The organism is Thermoflexus hugenholtzii, from assembly GCF_018771565.1.
Taxonomy (GTDB): domain Bacteria; phylum Chloroflexota; class Anaerolineae; order Thermoflexales; family Thermoflexaceae; genus Thermoflexus; species Thermoflexus hugenholtzii_A.
This window is the reverse complement of record NZ_CP076326.1, coordinates 1,712,470-1,730,390: the sequence shown is the minus strand read 5'-3', so window position 1 is coordinate 1,730,390 and position 17,921 is coordinate 1,712,470. Positions and strand designations below refer to the sequence as shown.

The 17,921-nt window shown below is 67.9% G+C and carries 15 protein-coding genes; 2 read left to right on the top strand and 13 right to left on the bottom strand.

The window, feature by feature from the left end:
• Positions 1-12 precede the first annotated feature (12 nt).
• A complete protein-coding gene (gene dnaG / locus KNN16_RS07925; RefSeq protein ID WP_303900608.1) occupies positions 13-1,941 on the bottom strand; it encodes a DNA primase in 1,929 nt (642 codons plus the stop codon).
• Between the two features lie 168 nt (positions 1,942-2,109).
• Here dnaG and cofD point away from each other — a divergent pair, with 168 nt between their 5' ends.
• Complete coding sequence (cofD, locus tag KNN16_RS07920; RefSeq protein WP_303896215.1) at positions 2,110-3,051, top strand: 2-phospho-L-lactate transferase; 942 nt, start codon at positions 2,110-2,112, stop codon at positions 3,049-3,051.
• A 38-nt stretch (positions 3,052-3,089) separates the two neighbouring features.
• Here the strand turns inward: cofD and KNN16_RS07915 are convergent, their stop codons facing one another.
• Together KNN16_RS07915 and KNN16_RS07910 are read right to left on the bottom strand one after the other, a co-directional pair.
• Positions 3,090-4,379: an MFS transporter gene (locus KNN16_RS07915; protein ID WP_303896213.1), complete on the bottom strand. Its 1,290-nt coding sequence runs from the start codon at positions 4,377-4,379 to the stop codon at positions 3,090-3,092.
• An 86-nt stretch (positions 4,380-4,465) separates the two neighbouring features.
• Complete coding sequence (locus KNN16_RS07910; protein ID WP_303896211.1) at positions 4,466-5,791, bottom strand: glycoside hydrolase family 99-like domain-containing protein; 1,326 nt, start codon at positions 5,789-5,791, stop codon at positions 4,466-4,468.
• A 230-nt stretch (positions 5,792-6,021) separates the two neighbouring features.
• On the opposite strand from KNN16_RS07910, the gene KNN16_RS07905 reads away from it, so the two are divergent.
• The gene (locus tag KNN16_RS07905; RefSeq protein WP_303896209.1) at positions 6,022-7,182 is read left to right on the top strand and encodes an FAD-binding oxidoreductase; all 1,161 of its coding nucleotides are present in this window, start codon (positions 6,022-6,024) and stop codon (positions 7,180-7,182) included.
• Positions 7,183-7,296: 114 nt separating this feature from the next.
• Here the strand turns inward: KNN16_RS07905 and KNN16_RS07900 are convergent, their stop codons facing one another.
• From KNN16_RS07900 to KNN16_RS07855, 10 genes are all read right to left on the bottom strand, one after another.
• Positions 7,297-7,788 carry a DUF3368 domain-containing protein gene (locus KNN16_RS07900; RefSeq protein ID WP_303896207.1) on the bottom strand — a complete coding sequence of 164 codons (492 nt, stop codon included), beginning with the start codon at positions 7,786-7,788 and terminating at the stop codon, positions 7,297-7,299.
• Positions 7,785-8,063, bottom strand: coding sequence for a UPF0175 family protein (locus tag KNN16_RS07895; protein ID WP_299283844.1), 279 nt, complete (start codon positions 8,061-8,063; stop codon positions 7,785-7,787). Before KNN16_RS07895 ends, KNN16_RS07900 begins: the two co-directional genes overlap by 4 nt.
• Positions 8,064-8,329: 266 nt before the next feature.
• A complete protein-coding gene (locus KNN16_RS07890) occupies positions 8,330-9,358 on the bottom strand; it encodes an ABC transporter substrate-binding protein (RefSeq protein ID WP_303896204.1) in 1,029 nt (342 codons plus the stop codon).
• A 105-nt stretch (positions 9,359-9,463) separates the two neighbouring features.
• Positions 9,464-10,261 carry an ABC transporter permease gene (locus KNN16_RS07885; RefSeq protein WP_303896201.1) on the bottom strand — a complete coding sequence of 266 codons (798 nt, stop codon included), beginning with the start codon at positions 10,259-10,261 and terminating at the stop codon, positions 9,464-9,466.
• Complete coding sequence (locus KNN16_RS07880; RefSeq protein WP_303896200.1) at positions 10,258-11,010, bottom strand: ABC transporter ATP-binding protein; 753 nt, start codon at positions 11,008-11,010, stop codon at positions 10,258-10,260. The genes KNN16_RS07885 and KNN16_RS07880 overlap by 4 nt, the downstream gene beginning before the upstream one ends.
• A 10-nt stretch (positions 11,011-11,020) precedes the next feature.
• Positions 11,021-12,121, bottom strand: coding sequence for a helix-turn-helix domain-containing protein (locus KNN16_RS07875; RefSeq protein ID WP_299285092.1), 1,101 nt, complete (start codon positions 12,119-12,121; stop codon positions 11,021-11,023).
• 199 nt (positions 12,122-12,320) lie between these two features.
• A complete protein-coding gene (gene nrfD, locus KNN16_RS07870; RefSeq protein ID WP_303896198.1) occupies positions 12,321-13,469 on the bottom strand; it encodes an NrfD/PsrC family molybdoenzyme membrane anchor subunit in 1,149 nt (382 codons plus the stop codon).
• On the bottom strand, positions 13,466-14,134 hold the full coding sequence (locus KNN16_RS07865) for a molecular chaperone (protein WP_303896196.1): 669 nt from the start codon (positions 14,132-14,134) through the stop codon (positions 13,466-13,468). Before KNN16_RS07865 ends, nrfD begins: the two co-directional genes overlap by 4 nt.
• A 12-nt stretch (positions 14,135-14,146) precedes the next feature.
• Positions 14,147-16,981 (bottom strand): molybdopterin-dependent oxidoreductase, encoded by a 2,835-nt coding sequence (locus KNN16_RS07860; protein ID WP_303896195.1) that lies wholly within the window; start codon positions 16,979-16,981, stop codon positions 14,147-14,149.
• A 12-nt stretch (positions 16,982-16,993) separates the two neighbouring features.
• A complete protein-coding gene (locus KNN16_RS07855; protein ID WP_303896194.1) occupies positions 16,994-17,896 on the bottom strand; it encodes a 4Fe-4S dicluster domain-containing protein in 903 nt (300 codons plus the stop codon).
• Positions 17,897-17,921 lie beyond the last annotated feature (25 nt).

Sequence of the window (17,921 nt, the reverse complement as noted above, 5' to 3'; positions counted from 1 at the left end):
CTGGATTCCCGATCAACGCTCCGTTGTGGACAGTCGATCCTCCGGGATCGCGCGCCGGTAGCGGAAGCGCTGGATCTGATTCAACGCCTCCGTCAACCGTTGCCATTTTGCCATGAATTCCTCTTGAGGCCAATCGGGCGCGGAGTCGGCCAGGGCGTGCAGATCCGTGAGAAGCTCCTTCAGGCGCTGCTCGCGGACCCAGAGGGCGAGGCGCAGCGTCTCCTCCGCCCATCGTTCGTCCTCCGGGTCGAAGCCCTGCAGCAGGGCCCTGCGGCGCTCCAGCAGCCTCGCCCAGGCCGCCCGCAGGAACGGCTCCCCTTCCTCCTCCGGCCACTCCTCCACGGGCCCGAGCTCCGCGATGTTTCGGAACAGCGCGCGGAAGGTGGAGTCCATGAAATCCTCTTCGGAAAGGGGATCCAGCCCCAGCTCGGCGAAGCGGACGTGCAGGTAGGGCAGGAGATCTGGGGCCAGGCCCAGCATGACCAGGAGCGTCGCCTCCGCCTCCGCCCCTCCGCCCCGCTCCTTCTGCGGCGCGAGGGAGGGCGCAGGGGCTTTGCGGAGGCGCCGTTCCGTCTCCTCCATCCGGCGGCTGGTCACCTGTTCCAGCAGCACCCGCTCGTTGAGCCGGGCCATGCGGGCGGCCTGCTGGATGTAAACGTCCCGCTCCACCGGATCGGGGATGGCGGCCAGGATGGGCACCACCTCGCGGACGAAGGCCGCCTTCCCTTTGGGATCCTCCAGGGGGAAGCGGGCAGCCAGGTAGTCCAGCAGGAAGGCGATGACCGGGCGGGCTGTCTCCACTGCTCGGGCCCAGGCCTGGGGGTCGCGACGGATCAGCTCGTCAGGATCCATCCCTTCGGGCAGGGTCAGCACCCGCAGGTCCACTCCGAGCTGGCCGCTCAGGCGGATCAGCCCTCGCGGCCCGAGCTCCAGGGAGGTCTCGGCGAAAGCCTCGCGGGCGGAGGCGAGCCCCCGCAGCACCGCATGCATCCCCGCCGGGTCGGCGTCCAGGGCCAGCACCAGGCGCTGGAGTCCACGGTGCAGCTGCCGCAGCTGCGCCTCGCTCAGGCTGGTCCCCAGGGCGGCCACCACGTTGGTGAAGCCGGCCTGATGGGCCATGATGGCGTCGAAGTAGCCCTCCACGATCACCGCCACCCCTGTCCGCCGGATCTCCGCCCGGGCCAGGTCCAGGGCGAAGAGCACCGCGCTTTTGTCGAAGAGGGGGGTCTGGGGGGAGTTCAGATACTTGGGCTCCTCGCCGGAGAGGGCGCGGGCCCCGAAGCCGATCACGTGGCCCTGGGGATCCCGGATGGGGATCATCAGGCGTCCCCGGAAGCGATCGAAAGCCGTTCCGTCCTCCCGCACCACGATGAGCCCGGCGGCCTGGAGCTCCTCCGTGGAGAAGCCGCGGCCCTTCAGGTAATCCAGCAGGGCATGCCAGGCCCCGGGGCTGTAGCCCAGGCCGAAGCGCTCGATGGTCTCCGGGGTCAACCCCCGGGCGGCCAGATACGCCCGCGCTGGCTCCGCCTCCGGCAGCTGGCGGAGCTGGCTCTGGTAAAAGAGGGCGGCGGCCGCCAGCGCCTCCCGCAGGCGGGCGCGCTCCCGCTCCCGGGCCTCCATCTCGGGCGTCTTCGGCGTGAGGGGGACACCGGCCCGCTCCGCCAGAACCCGCAGGGCTTCGGAGAACGACAGGCCGTCCCGCTTCATCACGAACTGGAAAACATCCCCACCGGTGTTGCACGCCCCGAAGCACCGCCAGGTCTGGGTGTCCGGGAAGACCACGAAGGCCGGCGTGCGCACGTTGTGGTGGAAGGGGCAGAACCCGATGTAGTTCTTCCCCGACCGCCGCAACGGGACGGTCTCCCCGACGATCTCCACGATGTCCAGTCGGGACTTGATCTCCTCGATCACGGAATGGCCGGGCGGGACGTTTCGGGTCATCGGCACCGTTCCTTCCGGGACGTCCGCGCAAGGGGCTTCCGCTCCGCCCCCTCTCCCTCGCGCGCAGGAGCCGCGACAGGGGATAGGCCTGTGTTCGCCCGATGGTGATTTCCACCATAATTGGAGGAGGGTCGGCTGTCAAATCCACGCGGAAGCCTGGAGGAACCGATGCGCCTGGTGGTCTTATCCGGAGGCGTCGGCGGAGCCCGCATGGCGGATGGGTTCGCCCGCATCCTCCCGCCGGAGTCGCTCGCGGTGGTGGTGAACACCGGCGACGATTTCGAGTGGCACGGCCTGCGGGTGTGCCCGGACCTGGACACGGTGATGTATACCCTGGCTGGGATCGCCAACCCGGAGACCGGGTGGGGGATCGCCGGGGACACCTGGGGAGCCCTGGAGATGCTGGGGCGATACGGCGGGGAAACCTGGTTCCGGGTCGGGGATCGGGATCTGGCCACCCACGTCTACCGCACGTTCCTGCTGGGGCAGGGCCTGCGGCTGAGCGAGGTCACCGCTCGCCTCTGCCACGCCCTGGGGGTGCGCGTCGCCGTCTGGCCGATGAGCGACGAGCCGGTGCGCACCATCGTGGACACGGAGGAGGGGCCGTTGCCGTTCCAGGAGTATTTCGTGCGCCGGGGATGCCAGCCCCGCGTGCGAGGGTTTCGCTGGGAGGGTCTGGAGCGGGCGCGCCTGGCTCCGGAGGCCCGGGCGGCCCTGGAGCAGGCGGACCTGGTGGTGATCGCCCCCTCGAATCCGTATGTCAGCATCGGCCCGATCCTGGCCCTCCCGGGCGTTCCGGAGCTCTTGAAGGAACGGACGGTGGTGGCCGTCTCGCCGATCCTCGGGGGGCGAGCGCTGAAGGGGCCGGCGGCGAAGATGATGGCCGAGCTGGGGGAAGCTCCTTCCGCCCTCGCCGTCGCCCGGCGCTATCAGGCCTTCCTGGACGGCTTCGTGCTGGACCGGACGGATGCGGCGCTGGCCCCGGCCGTGGCGGCGATGGGGATCCGCCCGCTGGTGACGGACACGGTGATCCTGGATCCGGAGGCGCGGGCTCGCTTGGCCCGGGAGATCCTGCAGTGGGTCGCCGCCGGCCTCCCCGCCGAAGGTTGAGGCGCTTCATGATTCGGTGGGGCGCCTGAGCAGGATCCCTACGCTGACGCGCTCCCGCCCGCGCCGGCCTGCGCGGCGCGGGCGCGGAGCTCCGCCCGCAGCGCCATGATGTCCCGGGGAGCGGACCAGATGGCCAGGGCGAAGAGGAAGCCGCACAGGAGCCAGGTCCCCACGCAGATCGTCAGGATGGCGGTGTGCAGCGAGGTCCGCACAGCCAGCAGGCCGGTGAGGAAGGGGGCCAGGGAGGCCCCGCTGCCCTCGATGAAGGACTCCAGGGCATGGGCCGAGCCCCGGATCTCCGGCGGGCTGATGTCGAAGACCGTGGCCAGGACGTTGGGGGCGGCCAGGGGGATGGTGAAGGCGGTGAGGATCACCATCGCCCAGAAGGCCCCGAAGGCCTGCGGCGGGATGGACATGGTGATCGCCAGCAGGACCGCGCCGGCCAGCACCCCAGCCATGGAGACAATGAGCCGTCCCCGCAGGGTGCGTCGGAACAGCCAGTCGCCCATCGCCCCGCCGGCCAGATACCCCAGGGACATCACGATCACCGCGGAGGCCATGACCACGAAGATCTGGGCGTTGCTGTAGCCCCGCTCCACCTCCAGGTAGCGGAAGAACCAGAAAGAGATCACGTTCCAGGGGAAGACCCCGAAGAACCCCTGGGTGACCAGAAAGAGGAAGGTGGGCTTGCGCAACAGGGCGCGGACCTCGTTGAGGTTGAAGCGGTAGGCGGGGATCTCGGCCAGGGCGGCCAGCTCCGGCTCGCTGCGCCCCCGGGGGACCTCGCGGACGGTCCGCCAGATCAGCAAGGCCATGACCAGGCCCAGGGAGCCGGTGATCAGATAGATGGCGCGCCAGCCGATGAGGTCCTTGAGGCCGAGGGCCAGGGCCACGCCCATGAGGTAGCCCACGGGGCCGGTCATCTGCAGGAAGCCGTAGATGCGGCTGCGGAGCTGGGGCCCGAAGTAGTCGGAGATCAGGCTGTAGAGGCTGGGGTAGGCGTTGTCATCGATCCCGGTGGAGGCGCGGGTGAGCAGGAAGAGGGGATAAGTGGGGGCGATGGCGCTGAGCCAGGTGGTGGCCCCCCAGATGAAGGAGGCCAGGGCGATGAGGGCAGGCCGGGCGAAGCGATCGGCCAGGTAGCCCCACAGCGGATAGAGGAAGAGGCCCACCAGCAGCGCCGCCGTGGAGGCCAGCCCCATGAGATCTTCCCCGATATGGAAGGTGTTCATGATCTCCGTGGTCAGAGGGCCCAGCAGGAGCTTGTCCGTCTGATGCAGCAGCATGAAGGCGAACAGCACCGCCACCACCGCCCACGGCCCGCCCATGGTTTCCTCCAAGGCGAAGGATCGTGTTTGCCGCCATTGTAACGCGAGGATGCGAATGAGGGGGATGGCCTCCTCCCCCTCGGCCCTCAGCGCCCTTTGTAGCGGGCGGCCCACTGGGCGGTGAGCTGCAGGTAGAGATCGCCGAAGCGGACGCTGGGCTCGATGTAGGAGCCCTCCACCCACTCGTTGAAAGAGTGGATCAGGATGAAGTCGGGTCGCGTGGGCAGCACCGCCTCCCACGTCCGCGCGTAATACGCCCCGTTCTCCCGGTCCCGGGCGAAGGGAGCGCTGCTCACCCGCAGGTCGGCGCATTGGGGCTGGGCGGAGTTCAGGTCGTCCCATCCGGGCATCACCGTGCCCACCCACAGCTTGGGCCGGCCGGTCCGCCGCTCCCAGTCCCGCACCCATCCGGCCCAGCGGGAGGCCCCCCGGTAGGCGTTGGGGCAGCAGGCGTGGTCGATCTTGTAGACATAGAGCCCGTCGAAGACGGAGAGATAATCCGGCTGCAGGCCCTCCGCGATCCACCAGGCCGTGTGGTTCGGATCCACCGCCTCCCGGATCGCCGCCCAGCGGGCCACGGCGGTGGCCACGTCCTTATCGGAGGCGGGGCGGTTGCCGGCGGGATCCGGGACCCGATACATGTCGCTGAACAGGATCACCGGCCGCCCGGCGATGCGGAGGAAGCGGGGATGGGCGGCGTAGCGGCCCATCACGTAGCGCAGGGCATCGATGACCCCCTGCTGATTCGCCCCGGGAAGGATGTGATAGAGAAAAGTGATGGTGGATTGGAAGCCTTCGGGGGAGAGGTTCAGGACCTTCTCGAAGTTGGCGTCGGTGCGGTTGCCGGGGGCGAACCAGTGGACGGCGAAGCCGTCGATGCCGGCGGCGCGGGCCTGGCCGATGTGGCGGGCGATCACGCCGGGATCGTCGGAATGATACACCCCGTCCCGCGGCTGATCGCTGTCCGACGTGCAGCCGGTGGACCAGGTCCCCGGATCATACCAGGGGAAATAGTTGGCCAGGACCATCGGGGGGACCGCAGGGTGGATCCCCGAAGCTCCCGCGGCGGGCGTCCGGGTGGGCGCGGGAGTGGGGGATGGGCGCGGCGTGGCCACGGGCCCGGGCGTTCGGGTGGGGCGCGGCGTCTTCGTTGGGCCGGGGGTGCGGGTCGGGCCCGCGGTGGGCGTGGGACGCGCAAGGGTTGGCGTGGGAGAATACGCCCGCGTCGGCGAAGGCGTCGCCGAAGGAGAAACGGTCGACGAGGGGATCGGCGCCGCTTCTCTGTGGAGCGGGAGCGGAGGGGTCGCCGTTCCGGGCGGCGTGCTCGTGGATCCCCCCTCGCGGAAGGGGAACGATGGAAAACAACCCGCCAGAAGGATCAGGATCAGCGTCCCCCACAGGCCTCTGCGCATGGACGATCCCTCCGGATTCAGAGTCGGCACGCTCGGCGGATCAGCGCTCGTGGTCGTCCCTCCGGGTTGGGTGAATTATACCCTGGCGAGCCCGGAGAGAAGCAGGGCCCTTCGAAAGAGGACCCGGCAAGGCGGCTGGCCGCCGGCCATCGTTGTGAGGAAAATGGGAAGAGATGATGGGCCCAGCGTTCGGGATGGCCTCCGGCGAGTCTGCGGATGGAGGGGAAGCGATGACGCTGCCTGCCACGGCGGACGTGGTGATCGCGGGGGGTGGGGTGATGGGCCTGAGCACGGTCTATCATCTCCTCAAGAAACAGCCCGGCCTCCGCGTGGTCGTCCTGGAGAAAGGCCCCTTCTTCGGCTGCGGCTCCACCAGCAAAGCCGCCGGCGGCTTCCGCCATCAGTTCGCCACGGAGATCAACATCCGCCTCTCCCTCCTGAGCGTCGCGATGATGGAGCGCTTCGCCGAGGACCCCGGGGCGCCGCTGGCGATGCGTTTCTGCGGCTATCTCTTCCTGCTCACCCGGGAGGAGGATGTGGCGGTCTTCCGGGATCAGGTGGCCCTCCAGCGCCGCCTGGGGGTGCCCACGGAGTGGCTGGATGGCGAGGAGATCCGCCGCCGCCTTCCGATGATGCGCCTGGATGACGTGATCGCCGGGACGTTCTGCCCTCGGGATGGGCTGCTCAGCCCGATGGATCTGGTGAACGGCTACGCCGCGGGGATCCGCCGCCTGGGGGGGATCCTGCGGACGGACACGCCGGTGACGGGCGTGCGGCTGCAGGGCGGGCGCATCGCCGGGGTGATCACTCCTCTGGGGGAGATCGCGGCGCCGGTCCTGGTCAACGCCGCTGGGGCCTGGGCGGCGCAGATCGGCGAGATGGTGGGCATCTCTCTTCCGATCCGCCCCTATCGGCGTCAGTATCTGATCACCACGCCCATTCCGGAGATCCCGGAGGACTTCCCCATGGTCATCGACTTCGCCCGCAGCCTTTATTTCCATCGGGAGGGGGAGGGGATCCTGACCGGGATGTCCAATCGGGACGAGCCTCCGGGCTTCCGGGAGCAGCCGGATCCGGAGTGGGAGCTGATCCATATGGAGGCGGCGGTGGCACGGATGCCGTTGCTGGAGCGGGCGGGGGTGCGGGCCCGGGTGGCTGGCCTCTACGAGGTGACCCCGGACGCGCATCCCATCCTCGGGCGCATCCCGGGGGTGGAGGGCTTCTATGTGGTGGCGGGTTTCAGCGGGCATGGGGTGATGCACGGTCCCATCGCCGGTCTGCTGATGGCGGAGGAGATCCTGGACGGCCGGGCCCACACCCTGGACATCGCCCCGCTGCGTTACGAGCGGTTCCTGGCCTCCCCTCCTCCTGCGGAATACAATGTGATTTGACAAAGCCACAAGAAATCCGGGGCCATCACATCCTTATTAAAGCGAAAAATAAGCCATCTGTTAGGAGCTAATGGGGGTGAAGAGAAGTTTATTGACAGACAGTGGGTCGAAAGATCAAGGAAAGAGCTGTCCTTTAAACCACTCTACCAGCCGAGGGTGGATTCGAAGAGGGCTGTTTGCGAGTTTGTCCACTGCTTCTTCTGCCTCTCTCCGTGAGAGGAGGCCCGCGTGGTAAGCGGCCAACAGTATTCCTAAGGTTCCTTTTACCTGGAGTCCCAGGGCGCGGGCGAATTTTCTACCCAGCCTCTCGTCCATCACCACCCAATCGGCCTTGACTTCTTGAGCCAGCAAGATCACATCCACCTCGCCTTGATCCAGACCAAGGAGCATAGGAGGAAGGGGCAGGCTTCTTTCAGGCTCCCGGACCACCAGCCAGCCTGCTTGCCTAACCTCCTCCTCGCCCGGTCGCCCATGTCCCTGAGCGACCACCTCCTGGTAGACGGAGGCAGGGACGATCACTTCATCAAAGAGGGCCTTCAGGAGATCGAGACGTCCGATGAAAGAAAGCGCGATCAGAGGAGTGCTGTCTACAACGATCCGGATCACCGTGAACGGATCCTTTCTGCGAGCTGGCGGCTGGTTTCCGCCTCCTGTTCCAGATCCTCAGGAGGATAATCGATCACCGCGAAACCGTTCTCGGAGAGAAGCCGGTAGAATTCCCAGCGCGCACAACCCAGGATCTGAGCGCCCAGCCCTCCGGAGATCTGTCCTGTTTCATAGAGCTTGCCGAGCGTATAAACCAGGGCCTGCTTCCGAAAAGTCTCAGGCTCCATCTTGAGCGCGATCAGCAATTCTTCCGGGAAGACCACATTGATCCCCATTGCGATCCCTCCAATCCTTGCGATCACCAAACATCATATTCCTGGACCATGCATGCGTCAATTTCAGACCAGAGGTCTTCCATCGCCTCCCAATGATGTGCCGGGACAACGTGATCGCCGGGACGTTCTATCCTGGGGAGAGGCGAGAGCCCCGCTGGACTTCGTTCGGCGCGAACAGGCTCGGGAGATCCAGCGGAGAATCCAGGCGGGTTGGGCGGAGGCGATGGACGCCTGCCCAACCCGCTGTTTGAAGGTCGGGTTGTCGCTTATCGGCCCCGGGCCTTCTGGAGCAGCTCGTTGGTGAAGACCCGCTCGAGCTCCACGGGTTTCGTGATGGCGTTGTAGCGCCGCAGGACCTCATACAGGGCTTCCCACTGCTCCCGGGTCTGCCAGCCCAGGCCGTGGGCCCGCGTCACCTCCGACTCCGCATCCTTGAGCTCCGTCTCCAGCATGAAGCGCATGTGGCCCCGGTCCGCCTGAGGCGCGTATCGGAGCACGATGTCCACCGCCTCCTCCGGGTTCGCCCGCGCGTCCTCAATCCCCTTCAACGCCGCCCGCAGGAAGCGGACCAGCAGGTCCGGATCCTGCCGGATCTGCTCCTCGCTGGTCACGTAGGTCAACCCCAGGGTCGGCACCCCATAGTCCGCGGCGTCCCAGATCACCAGCTCGTAGCCCATCTGCCGCAGCAGATAGGGCTCATTGGACTTAAAGAGGGGATACACATCCACCAGCCCCTGGACCAGCACCCGCGGGTCGAAGCCGACGTTGACCAGCTCCACCCGATTTCGATCCACCCCGGCCGCCTCCATGATGGCGAACAGGTCGGGGGGAGGCGTCCCCTTGTAACCCACCTTCTTGCCCTCCCAATCCTTAGGGGTCCGCATCCCCGAGGACTTCAGGGCGGCGAAGGCCTGCTGCCCCCGCTGGCCGATGAGGGCGATAGAGACCAGAGGGAGCCCCGGGTCCGCCCGCCGCTGGAGCAACACCGCCGCGTCCTGGGTGGTCACCTGAACGCCCCCGGCCATCAGCAGCTGGAGATGCTCCCCGCGGCCGGTGGAATGCTGGATCTCGACGTCCAGCCCTTCCGCGGCGAAGTAGCCTTTCTCCTTCGCCACATACACGCCGACGAAGGGCAGGTTGGCCTGGGGCTTATAGCCGGCCATGAAGACCATGTGCCGGAGGGCCGGGGTGGGGGTCGCCGGCGGCGCCGGCGTGGCGCACCCCGCCATCAGGATCAGCCACAGAACGAACCCCGCGCGAAGCCGTGTGCCGATGGAACCGTTGAAGAACCGCATCGCCACCTCCGGGATGAATGGGATGAAAGGCATCGGGCCTTTGCGCGCAAGGTGCCACGCGGATCATCCGTGGAGCGCCTTTTGAAGGCCCGAGGACGCGCGGCTTTAGAGGCGGGCCTCCTCCGGGCTCCACCAGCGGGCGCGCCGCTCCAGGAGGGCGGCCCCGCTGTAGCCCGCCAGGCTGACCGCCGCCAGGATCATGGCGGCGGCGAACAGGCGGGGCATGTCCAGGTTGGTCTGGGCCAGCCACATGGCCCGCCCCAGCCCGCCCGAGGCCCCGGTCCATTCGGCCACCACCGCCCCGATCAGAGCCAGGGGAACGGCGGTCTTCAGGGCGGCGAAGGCGTAGGGCCATGCCGAGGGCCATCGCAGATGGACGAAGATCTCCCACGCCGAGGCATCCCACGCCCGCAGCAGCTCCAGCGCCGCCGGGTCCACCGCCCGCAGCCCGGTCATCAACGGGACGAGCGCCGGATAAAAGGTCAGCAGGGCGGTCATCAGCACCTTGGGGAGCGGCCCGAAGCCGAACCACAGCGTGAGAATGGGGGCGATGGCCACCAGCGGGATGGCCTTCAGCAGCAGCACCAGGGGCATGATCGCCCGCTCCAGGGGCGGCCAGAAGGCCGTGGCGACGGACAGGGCCAGGGCGACGCCCATCCCCAGCGCCAGGCCGGCGGCGGCCTCCCCCAGGGTCACTCCCGTCGCCTGGAGATACAGCCCCCGCTCGGCCCAGAGCGTGGCCAGGATGCGGGAGGGGGCGGGAACCAGATACACCGGCACCCGGGCCTCGCGGACGATCAGCTCCCACCCCGCCAGGGCCAGTGGGAGGGCGAGGAGGGGCACCCATGGGGCCAGCCGCGCCCCCGAACGCAGGCGAGGAAGCTCCATTCCCATCGGGCTCATCCGGCGCCTCCCATCAGGGCTGCTCGAACGCGCTCCACCCACTCCCCAATCCGTCGCTCGTCCGTCCGCGGACGCGGATCCGGGAGGGGGATGCGGGCTCGGATCCGGGCCGGTCGGCCGGCGAGGACCACCACCTCATCCCCCAGGCGGACCGCCTCATGGAGGTCATGGGTCACCCAGAGGACGGTGGCGCCGAAGGCGCGCCACAGCCACTCCACCTCCTCCAGCAGCTGCGCTCGGGTCAGGGCATCCAGGGCCGCGAAGGGCTCATCCATCAACCAGACAGCGGGGCCGGCGGCCAGGGTGCGGGCCAGGGCGACCCGCTGCTGCATGCCCCCCGAGAGCATCCGGGGGTAAGCCCGCTCGAACCCCTTCAGGCCGACCATCGCGATGAGCTCCTCTACCGTAAGGGGCGGCCGGAGGGCGCGGCCGTTTACCTCCAGGGCGAGGCGGATGTTGCCTTCCACCGTGCGCCAGGGCAGCAGCGCCGGCTGCTGGCCCATCCAGCCGATGCGGCGGGCCGCCCGGGCCTGGGCGGGGGAAAGGTCCCCGATGCGGATCCGACCGGCGGTGGGCGTCAGCAGGCCGGCCGCCAGGCGGAGCAGGGTGGACTTGCCGCATCCGCTGGGGCCCACGATCACGGTGAAGGAGCCCGGGCGGACCTCCAGGTTCAGATCCTCGAAGATCACCCAGCGGCCCGAGGGGGCCGGGAAGGCATGGTGAACGCGTTCCATCCGGATCTCCAGCATCCCGGGCCCCCTATCGATCGGCGGGAGGGATCACGCCGCGGCGGCCTTCCATCCGTTCCGGGAGGATGCGGAAGATCTCCCGAAGCCCGGGGGGCGGGCTTTCGAGCCGGTAGCGGGCGGCCAGCCGCGCGGCCAGGCCGTCGGGGCCTTCCGGGAAGATATCGGGGACGGCCCGGCCTTCCACCCGGACCCGTCGCAGGGGCGGCCAGGGCTCATCGATGAGCAACGTGACCTGGGGGTGAGCCCGGATGTAGCCCGGCCATCGGGAGCCCGGGAGGGCGGCGATCCAGAGCGCCGGGCGCTCCCAGAGATACCACACCGGAACCGCATACGGCCGGCCGTCCGCTCGCAGGCCGACCAGCCGGGCGATCCATGGCCCTTCCAGGAAAGCGGCGATCTCCTCGGGGCGAAGCCGCCGCAGGGAGAGCCCTTCCGGCTCGGCGGCGTAGGGCTGATACGCGGGGGCGCCCAGCCGGAGGGAGAGGCGGGCGGCCGCCGCCCGCAGGGCCTCATAGAGGGCCGGGCGGGCCCGGGAGGCGGGCAGACGGACCGCCAGGGCGGCGACCGGGTGGCGGCCGTCGGGGCAGATGGGGACAGCCGCTTCGATCAGCGCGCCCAGGCGCCGGCGGGCGATCCCCTCCCGTCGGATCCGCCCCCAGCGGGGGCCGGTTCGATGGGCAGCCAGGAAAATCCATCCGGGGGCGCTCCCCTCAAGGGGAAGGCGGTCCCCCACGGCCCAGCGGCCCACCAGGGGATAGGCGCCCAGGGCGGCTTCCAGGACCACCACCTCCCCTCCGGCCGGGCGCAGCAGCGCGAGGCTCTCGGCGAACCCGCGGGCCTCGGCCCGGAACAGCTCCCGCAGCGCCTGTTCGGGATGCGCTTGGGCGGCCAGCGCCCACCATCGGGGGCCCAGGCGGTAGGGCCCGCGAGGGCCGGCCTGCTCCAGGTAACCGTGGGCCTTCAGGGTGTTCAGCAGCGCGAAGAGCCCGGTGCGGGAGAACCCGAAGCGTGCCTGCAGCGCCGCAGGGGAAACCCCCTCCGGCCGGTCGGCGATCCACTCCAGGATCCGCAGCGCCCGCTCCACCGCCGGCACCCGATGGATATAGGCCAAGGGACCCTCCGGTTCATTAAAGAAAACTATGATTTACTATAGCAGATTTCGAGGATCCGTCAAGCCCGCATGGTCCGGGGAGGCGGGAAAGCCCTGGGGGGTTGGGGCGTGCTTCAGGGCGGATCGATCGGGGGGAAGAGGATCAGGGTCAGGCGGACCTCTGCCTGACCCTGATCGCCCTTCGGTGCCCCTGAGGGGCTCAGGACGGGTGGGATGGGCTGACGATGGGGATCAGGCGGTAGGCGGCCAGGAAGATCAAGGCGGCGGCGGAGACGATGCCAACGGCCAGCAGCCATTCGGTGAGGGTGGGGAAGTAATCGAAGCTCAAGCCCGGGCCAGTGAAGGCAAGGCGCAGGGCTTCGAACTCAGGCACCACCAGCGCGGGGATCACCAGGTTCAGCTTGGCGCTGAGGCTGGTGAAGGCCACGAGCCCGCCGGCGGCCGCCAGGACGGCAGGCCGAGCCCCGGGCAGGAGCAGCAGGATCAGCGGAAGGACCAGCCCCAAGGCGATCTCGAAGATCCAGAAGACCCAGGAGAACGGCCCGAAGAGGATCAGGCGCAGGGCCTCCACCCGGCTCGGGACCCCCGCGTAGAGGGTGGTGGAGTATTCCGCCCAAAGCAGCACGAGGGTGAACAGGAGCAGACCCAGCACCAGGCCTCGCAGGAAGCGGAGGGCTTCGGCGTCGGCGTGGCCCAGGAGGATCGAGAGGAAGAGAACCAGGGCCGCTCCGCCCAATGCGCCATCGGCCAGGAAGCGGATGGGAACCAGAGCGGATTCCCACAGGCCCTGGGCGCTGACCACTCCGAAGAGCGCCCCCTCAGCGCCTCCCATGATCACGGCCAGGAGCAGACCGAGGCCGAACAGCGGCCGGATGGCCGGGCTCTCCGGCTGGGCCTTCTTGAGATAAATCAGAGCCAGGAGGAGAAGCCCGTAGATCAGGTAGAACCAGGCCATCCAGGCCATAAGCGAAGCGGGCTGGGTCGAAAGGTAAAGCTTCCAGAAGCGGAGAGGATGGCCGAGATCGAGCCAGATGGCCAGCAACCCTCCGGCCAGGGCGGCCAGGGCGGCGAAGAGGGCGATCCCGCTCAGGGGCTGCAAGGCTTTCACCCGGAAACTTTCTCCGAGAGCAGCGACGGCGAAGGCCCCGATGGAGATCCCGGCCAGGGTCGTGTAAACGGCCACCCACAGCCCCCAGGGGACGTAGGTGTTATAGGCAGCGACCGTGTGCCCGCCGGTGAGGCGCTGAATCAGGCCCACCGCGCCGGCCACCAAGCCAGCGATGGCGATCCCCCACAGGATCCTCTCGACAGCGCTCATCCCCCGCGTGATCTTCTCCGCTCGGCTCATGAGGACCTCCCGGTGCGTTCGTCGGATGGCAGCGAATCAGAGTGCTCTGCAAGGACAGCGTCCAGCCATTCCAGATCCAGCCGGACGGCCTCGTGGGTGAAGGCGGCCAGCCCGATGAAGAAGGGATCGGTGGTGCTGGAGGCCAGGGCTTCGCAGAAGCGCGGCAGCCATGGTAAGACGTGGCGGCGGAGGAACTCCCGGCTGGCCTGCAGGATCCGCCAGCGCTCCGCGTCATGGGTTGCCTCAGCAGCCCGTCGAGCCAGGTAGGCCAGGAAACCCAGCTCCAGGGCGATGTGGTCGGGCGGGATCCGCCATTCCGTCTCCGGCATGGCGGACCACTGCAGGTAGAAGCGACGGGCGGCCGCCGCCGCGGGGCCCATCAGCCGCTCCCCGTGCAGATAGAACGAGGCGAAAGGGGGGGCGGGGACGCGGCCGGGGCCTTCCATCAGCCGGGTCATCTCAACGTTGAGAGCCTCGACCAGAGCCCGGCCGTCGACGGCCTCCCGGATGCGCTGCTGCAGCTGCCGGAGCCCTGGGGCCATGGGCGAGCCTGGCTCCAGGGCCAGGCTCGCCACCGCGCCCAAGACCGTTTCGGTTAAGGGATAGGAGAAGAGGGCCCGCAGCAGGCTGTAGAGACCTTCGCGTTCTTTCAGCTCACGCTCCATCACCGGCTCTCCTTAGCCGATCTTGCGGACCTTGACGATCACATCGCAATAAGCGGGCTGCCCCATGATGGGCGACAGGTTCTCGGGATCCACCAGGGCGTTTTGGTTCGGTGTGATGTCATGGAAGGCCCACGTCTTGCCCAGGCCAGGGCTGAAACGCCCGCCCCCGCCAAACGGCAGCCGCAGCACGCCGGGCCGGATGGTCTCCACCAGGACGACCTTCCCGCGCGTCTTGAACCCCTGCGGCGTCTCCAGCTCCACCAGATCCCCGGTCTTCAGCCCAAGGCGCTCCCCATCGGCGCGGTTCATCTGGATCACGCCGATGGACCAGGTTCCGCGGGGGATGCGCACGCGGCGGCCGGTCGGCGTAGGCCCGTTCTCCCCGATGATCACCTCCTCCACCACCCGTTCGTCGTTCAGCGGCATCCAGAGGTCCTCCGTGGGCAGCCGTCCCAGCCAGTCCACCATCTGGGTGCCGGACATGGCGTGGTGGATGCGGCCGGAGATCACCTGGAAGGGATACTCCTCCCGATACTTGGCGTAATCCGGGTTGGTGTAGGGGTTCCAGCGGGTTTCGAACCAGTAGAAGGTGGAGGGATACTTCTGCCAGCCGAGGCGCGCGATGCCGGGCGGCGTCTCGCCGGCCTCCTCGATCAGCTTGTTGTATTTGGCGTAACGGCCTTTGCGCTGCACCTGGCCGTCTTTCTCCACCGTGTAATCCCAGACGAACTCCACCTTCTTGCTGTCGGTCTGGAGCACCCCGCCGCCGTGGAACCGCTTCCAGCTCATGGGCCACACCGCCACGCCGTGGTGCTCCCGCAGCCACTGGACGGTGAGCGGCTCCCCGCGGATCTCCTTCTTCTCGTCATCGATCTGCACGCGGCCGGCCTCCAGGGAGTCCGGTGTGCCGAGGAGCTTGTAGCCTTTGGGCAGGTTGGGGTAGGGGAGCGGCTCTCCGGTGTTGGGCCGCCCGGGGGCCACCCGCAGGGCTTCGTTCCAGAAGTCTTCCTCGGTGGGGTATTTCTCCCAGAAGTCCTTCGGCTGGATGTCGGGATCACCCTTTTCGTGGAGTTTGCGGGCCAGCGCCCAGCAGATCTCATACTGGGTCTTGGATTCATACATCGGGCGGATGACGAAGTCGCGCAGGTAGAGCACGGGATGGACCGGATAGATGTCCGAGAGGCTCATGCGCTCCATATAACTGGCCTCGGGGAGGACCACATCGGCGTAGAGCCCCGTCTCGAGGAAGACTGTATCGATGTAGACCACCAGCTCCACCTTGTAGTTCCCCGTCTCGTCCTTCGCCGTCAGGGCCTCGATCCATTTCCGGGTGTTGGAGCCGGTGATCACCGGGTTCCCGGTGCGGATGAAGTAGGCTTTGATGGGATAGCGGTGGCCGCGGAACGGGCCGTAGCGCAGGGTGACCCCTTCGATGAAGCGGCGCGGGTAGTCGCCCACCACGTCATCCCACGCCGCCGGCCAGTCCCCGTAGCCGTCCATGTGGAGCTCCTCGATCTTCCCCTTGACCTCCCGGCCGTTGACGATGCGGGTGACCTCGCGCTTGAGGAAGTCCCCGCCGGAGGCCTTGCCGCCCTTGCTGCTCTTGACCAGCTCCGTGTCGATGGCCCCGCCCGGGACCTCCATGTTCCCGGTGATGACGTTGAGGGCGGTGCCCAGGATGGAGGCCACGTAGCCGTTGTAGTGGTGGCCGATGCCGTTCATCCCCCACACCAGGGCCGCCGGCTTGGTGATCCCGAAGGTGTGGGCCAGCTCGGCGATGGTCTGGGCGTCGATGCCGGTCCGCTCCGCGGCCCACTCCAGGGAGAAGTAGGGCAGCCCGTTGAGGGGATCCTTGCGGTCCCACCAGCTTCGGAAGGCGGCCTCGAACTCCTCCCAGCCCTGGCTGTATTCCTTGAAGGACCAGTCGATGTAGCGGCGGAACGGATCATCGTCCCGGTGGTTCTCCAGGATGTAGCGCAGCATCGCCGCGAAGAGGTCGGCGTCCGTCCCGGGCCGGATGGGGATCCAGCGATCCGCCTTGGTGGCGGTGTTGGAGAAGGCGGGGTCGATGACGATGATGCGGGCTCCGGCCAGCCTGGCCTCCACCGTTCCCCGGGATTCGTAGTTGATTCGAGTGGCGGTGAAGGGGTTCCAGCCGACGTAGATGATCAGCCGGGTGCGGTAGCTGTAATCGTTCTTCAGGCTTCCGTCCGGCTGGCGAACCAGCACCGGGCGCATGATGTCGGGCTCGATGCGCTTGCCCCCGAACATGAGCTTGGGCCCGTGGCGGCGCGGGGTGTCGCAGATCGAACCGTGCTCCACGGTGTGAGGCGTGCCGAAGGCGCGGAAGAGATAGTAGTAAGGATCACGATCGGTCACGTCCCCGCAGTCCATGATCACGGACTCGGCTCCGTATTTCTGCTTGATCTCGATCAGCTTCGTGGCGATGTAATCCAGGGCCTCCTCCCATGAGACCCGCTTGAATTTGCCCTCTCCTCGCTCGCCCACCCGGATCATCGGGTATTTGATCCGGTTGACGTTGTAGACCAGTTGCAGGCCAGCCACCCCTTTGGCGCACACGGTCCCCGAGTTATAGGGGACGTGGATGTTGCCGTAGATGTTGGAGATCACGCCGTTCTCGACCTCGACAGCGAGGCCGCACTCGGCGGGGCACATCACGCAGGCGGTGTAGACCACCCGCTTGCCGGCCTCCTGTTGCTGTCGGGCCTCGCTGGCGCTGAGGGTTTTGAAGCCGTGGCCCAGGGCGGCCATGGCCGCCAGGCCTCCGGCGGAGGCCCCGGCCAGTTTCAGGAAATCCCGACGGGAGATAGCTTTGGTCGCGATCATCCCGGACCTCCCTCAAACCAGGTAAAAGACCTTGGGCTCCGTGCCCAGCTCCTCTTTCAGACGGATGACGTTGGGCTGGCTGACCAGCTCCGCGACCAGGCTCTGGGGATCGTTCAGATCCCCGAAGTAAGTGGCCCTCCCCATGCAGGAGAGCACGCACGCGGGCAGCTGCCCTCGCTCGATGCGATGGAGGCAGAAGTGACACTTCCGCACGTTGCCGATGGGAGAGGCGTCCCGGCGTCGGACGCGGCCCTGGCCGTATTCTGGGGAGGGGAGCAGCTCATAGGGTTGTGGCTGGCCGCCCTCAAAATCGCTGTAGAAGTATCCGGCGTCGAAGGAGCGGGCTGCGTAGGGGCATGCGGTGATGCAATAGCGGCATCCGATGCACTGGTCATAGTTGATCACCACGATCCCATCGGCCCGCTTCCACGTCGCCCCCACCGGGCACACGGAAACGCAGGGCGGGTTTTCGCACTGCATGCACGGCCGCGGGATGAAGCGCCGGGAGACGTGCGGATAGGTCCCCCGGGTCTCCGTCAGCACGGGCCGATAGGCGATGCCGGGCGGCAGCTTGTTCTCCGAGATGCAGGCCACCGTGCAGGCATAGCATCCCACGCATTTGCGCAGGTCGATGACCATCGCCCAGCGCCGCTGTTCCACCGGTTTCTGCAGCGCCCGCCGGAGATCCTCCATCATGCGCACCACGGGGTGTTGCCCGCTCATCGCCTCCGGGAGCTCAGGGGGTGGCTCCAGCTCCCCCACCGGGGCGCCCGGTGGAGCCGCCTCGACCTGATCCAGGATCCCCTGTGCGGCAGCAGGGGCGATCAGGGAGGCGAAGATCCCGCTGGCGAACCGCGCCAGGAACGCCCTCCGCGTCGCCAGGTCCGGCTTTCGAGTGCGGGTTTCTTGAACCATCGCATGCGCTCCCGAGCGAAGCTTT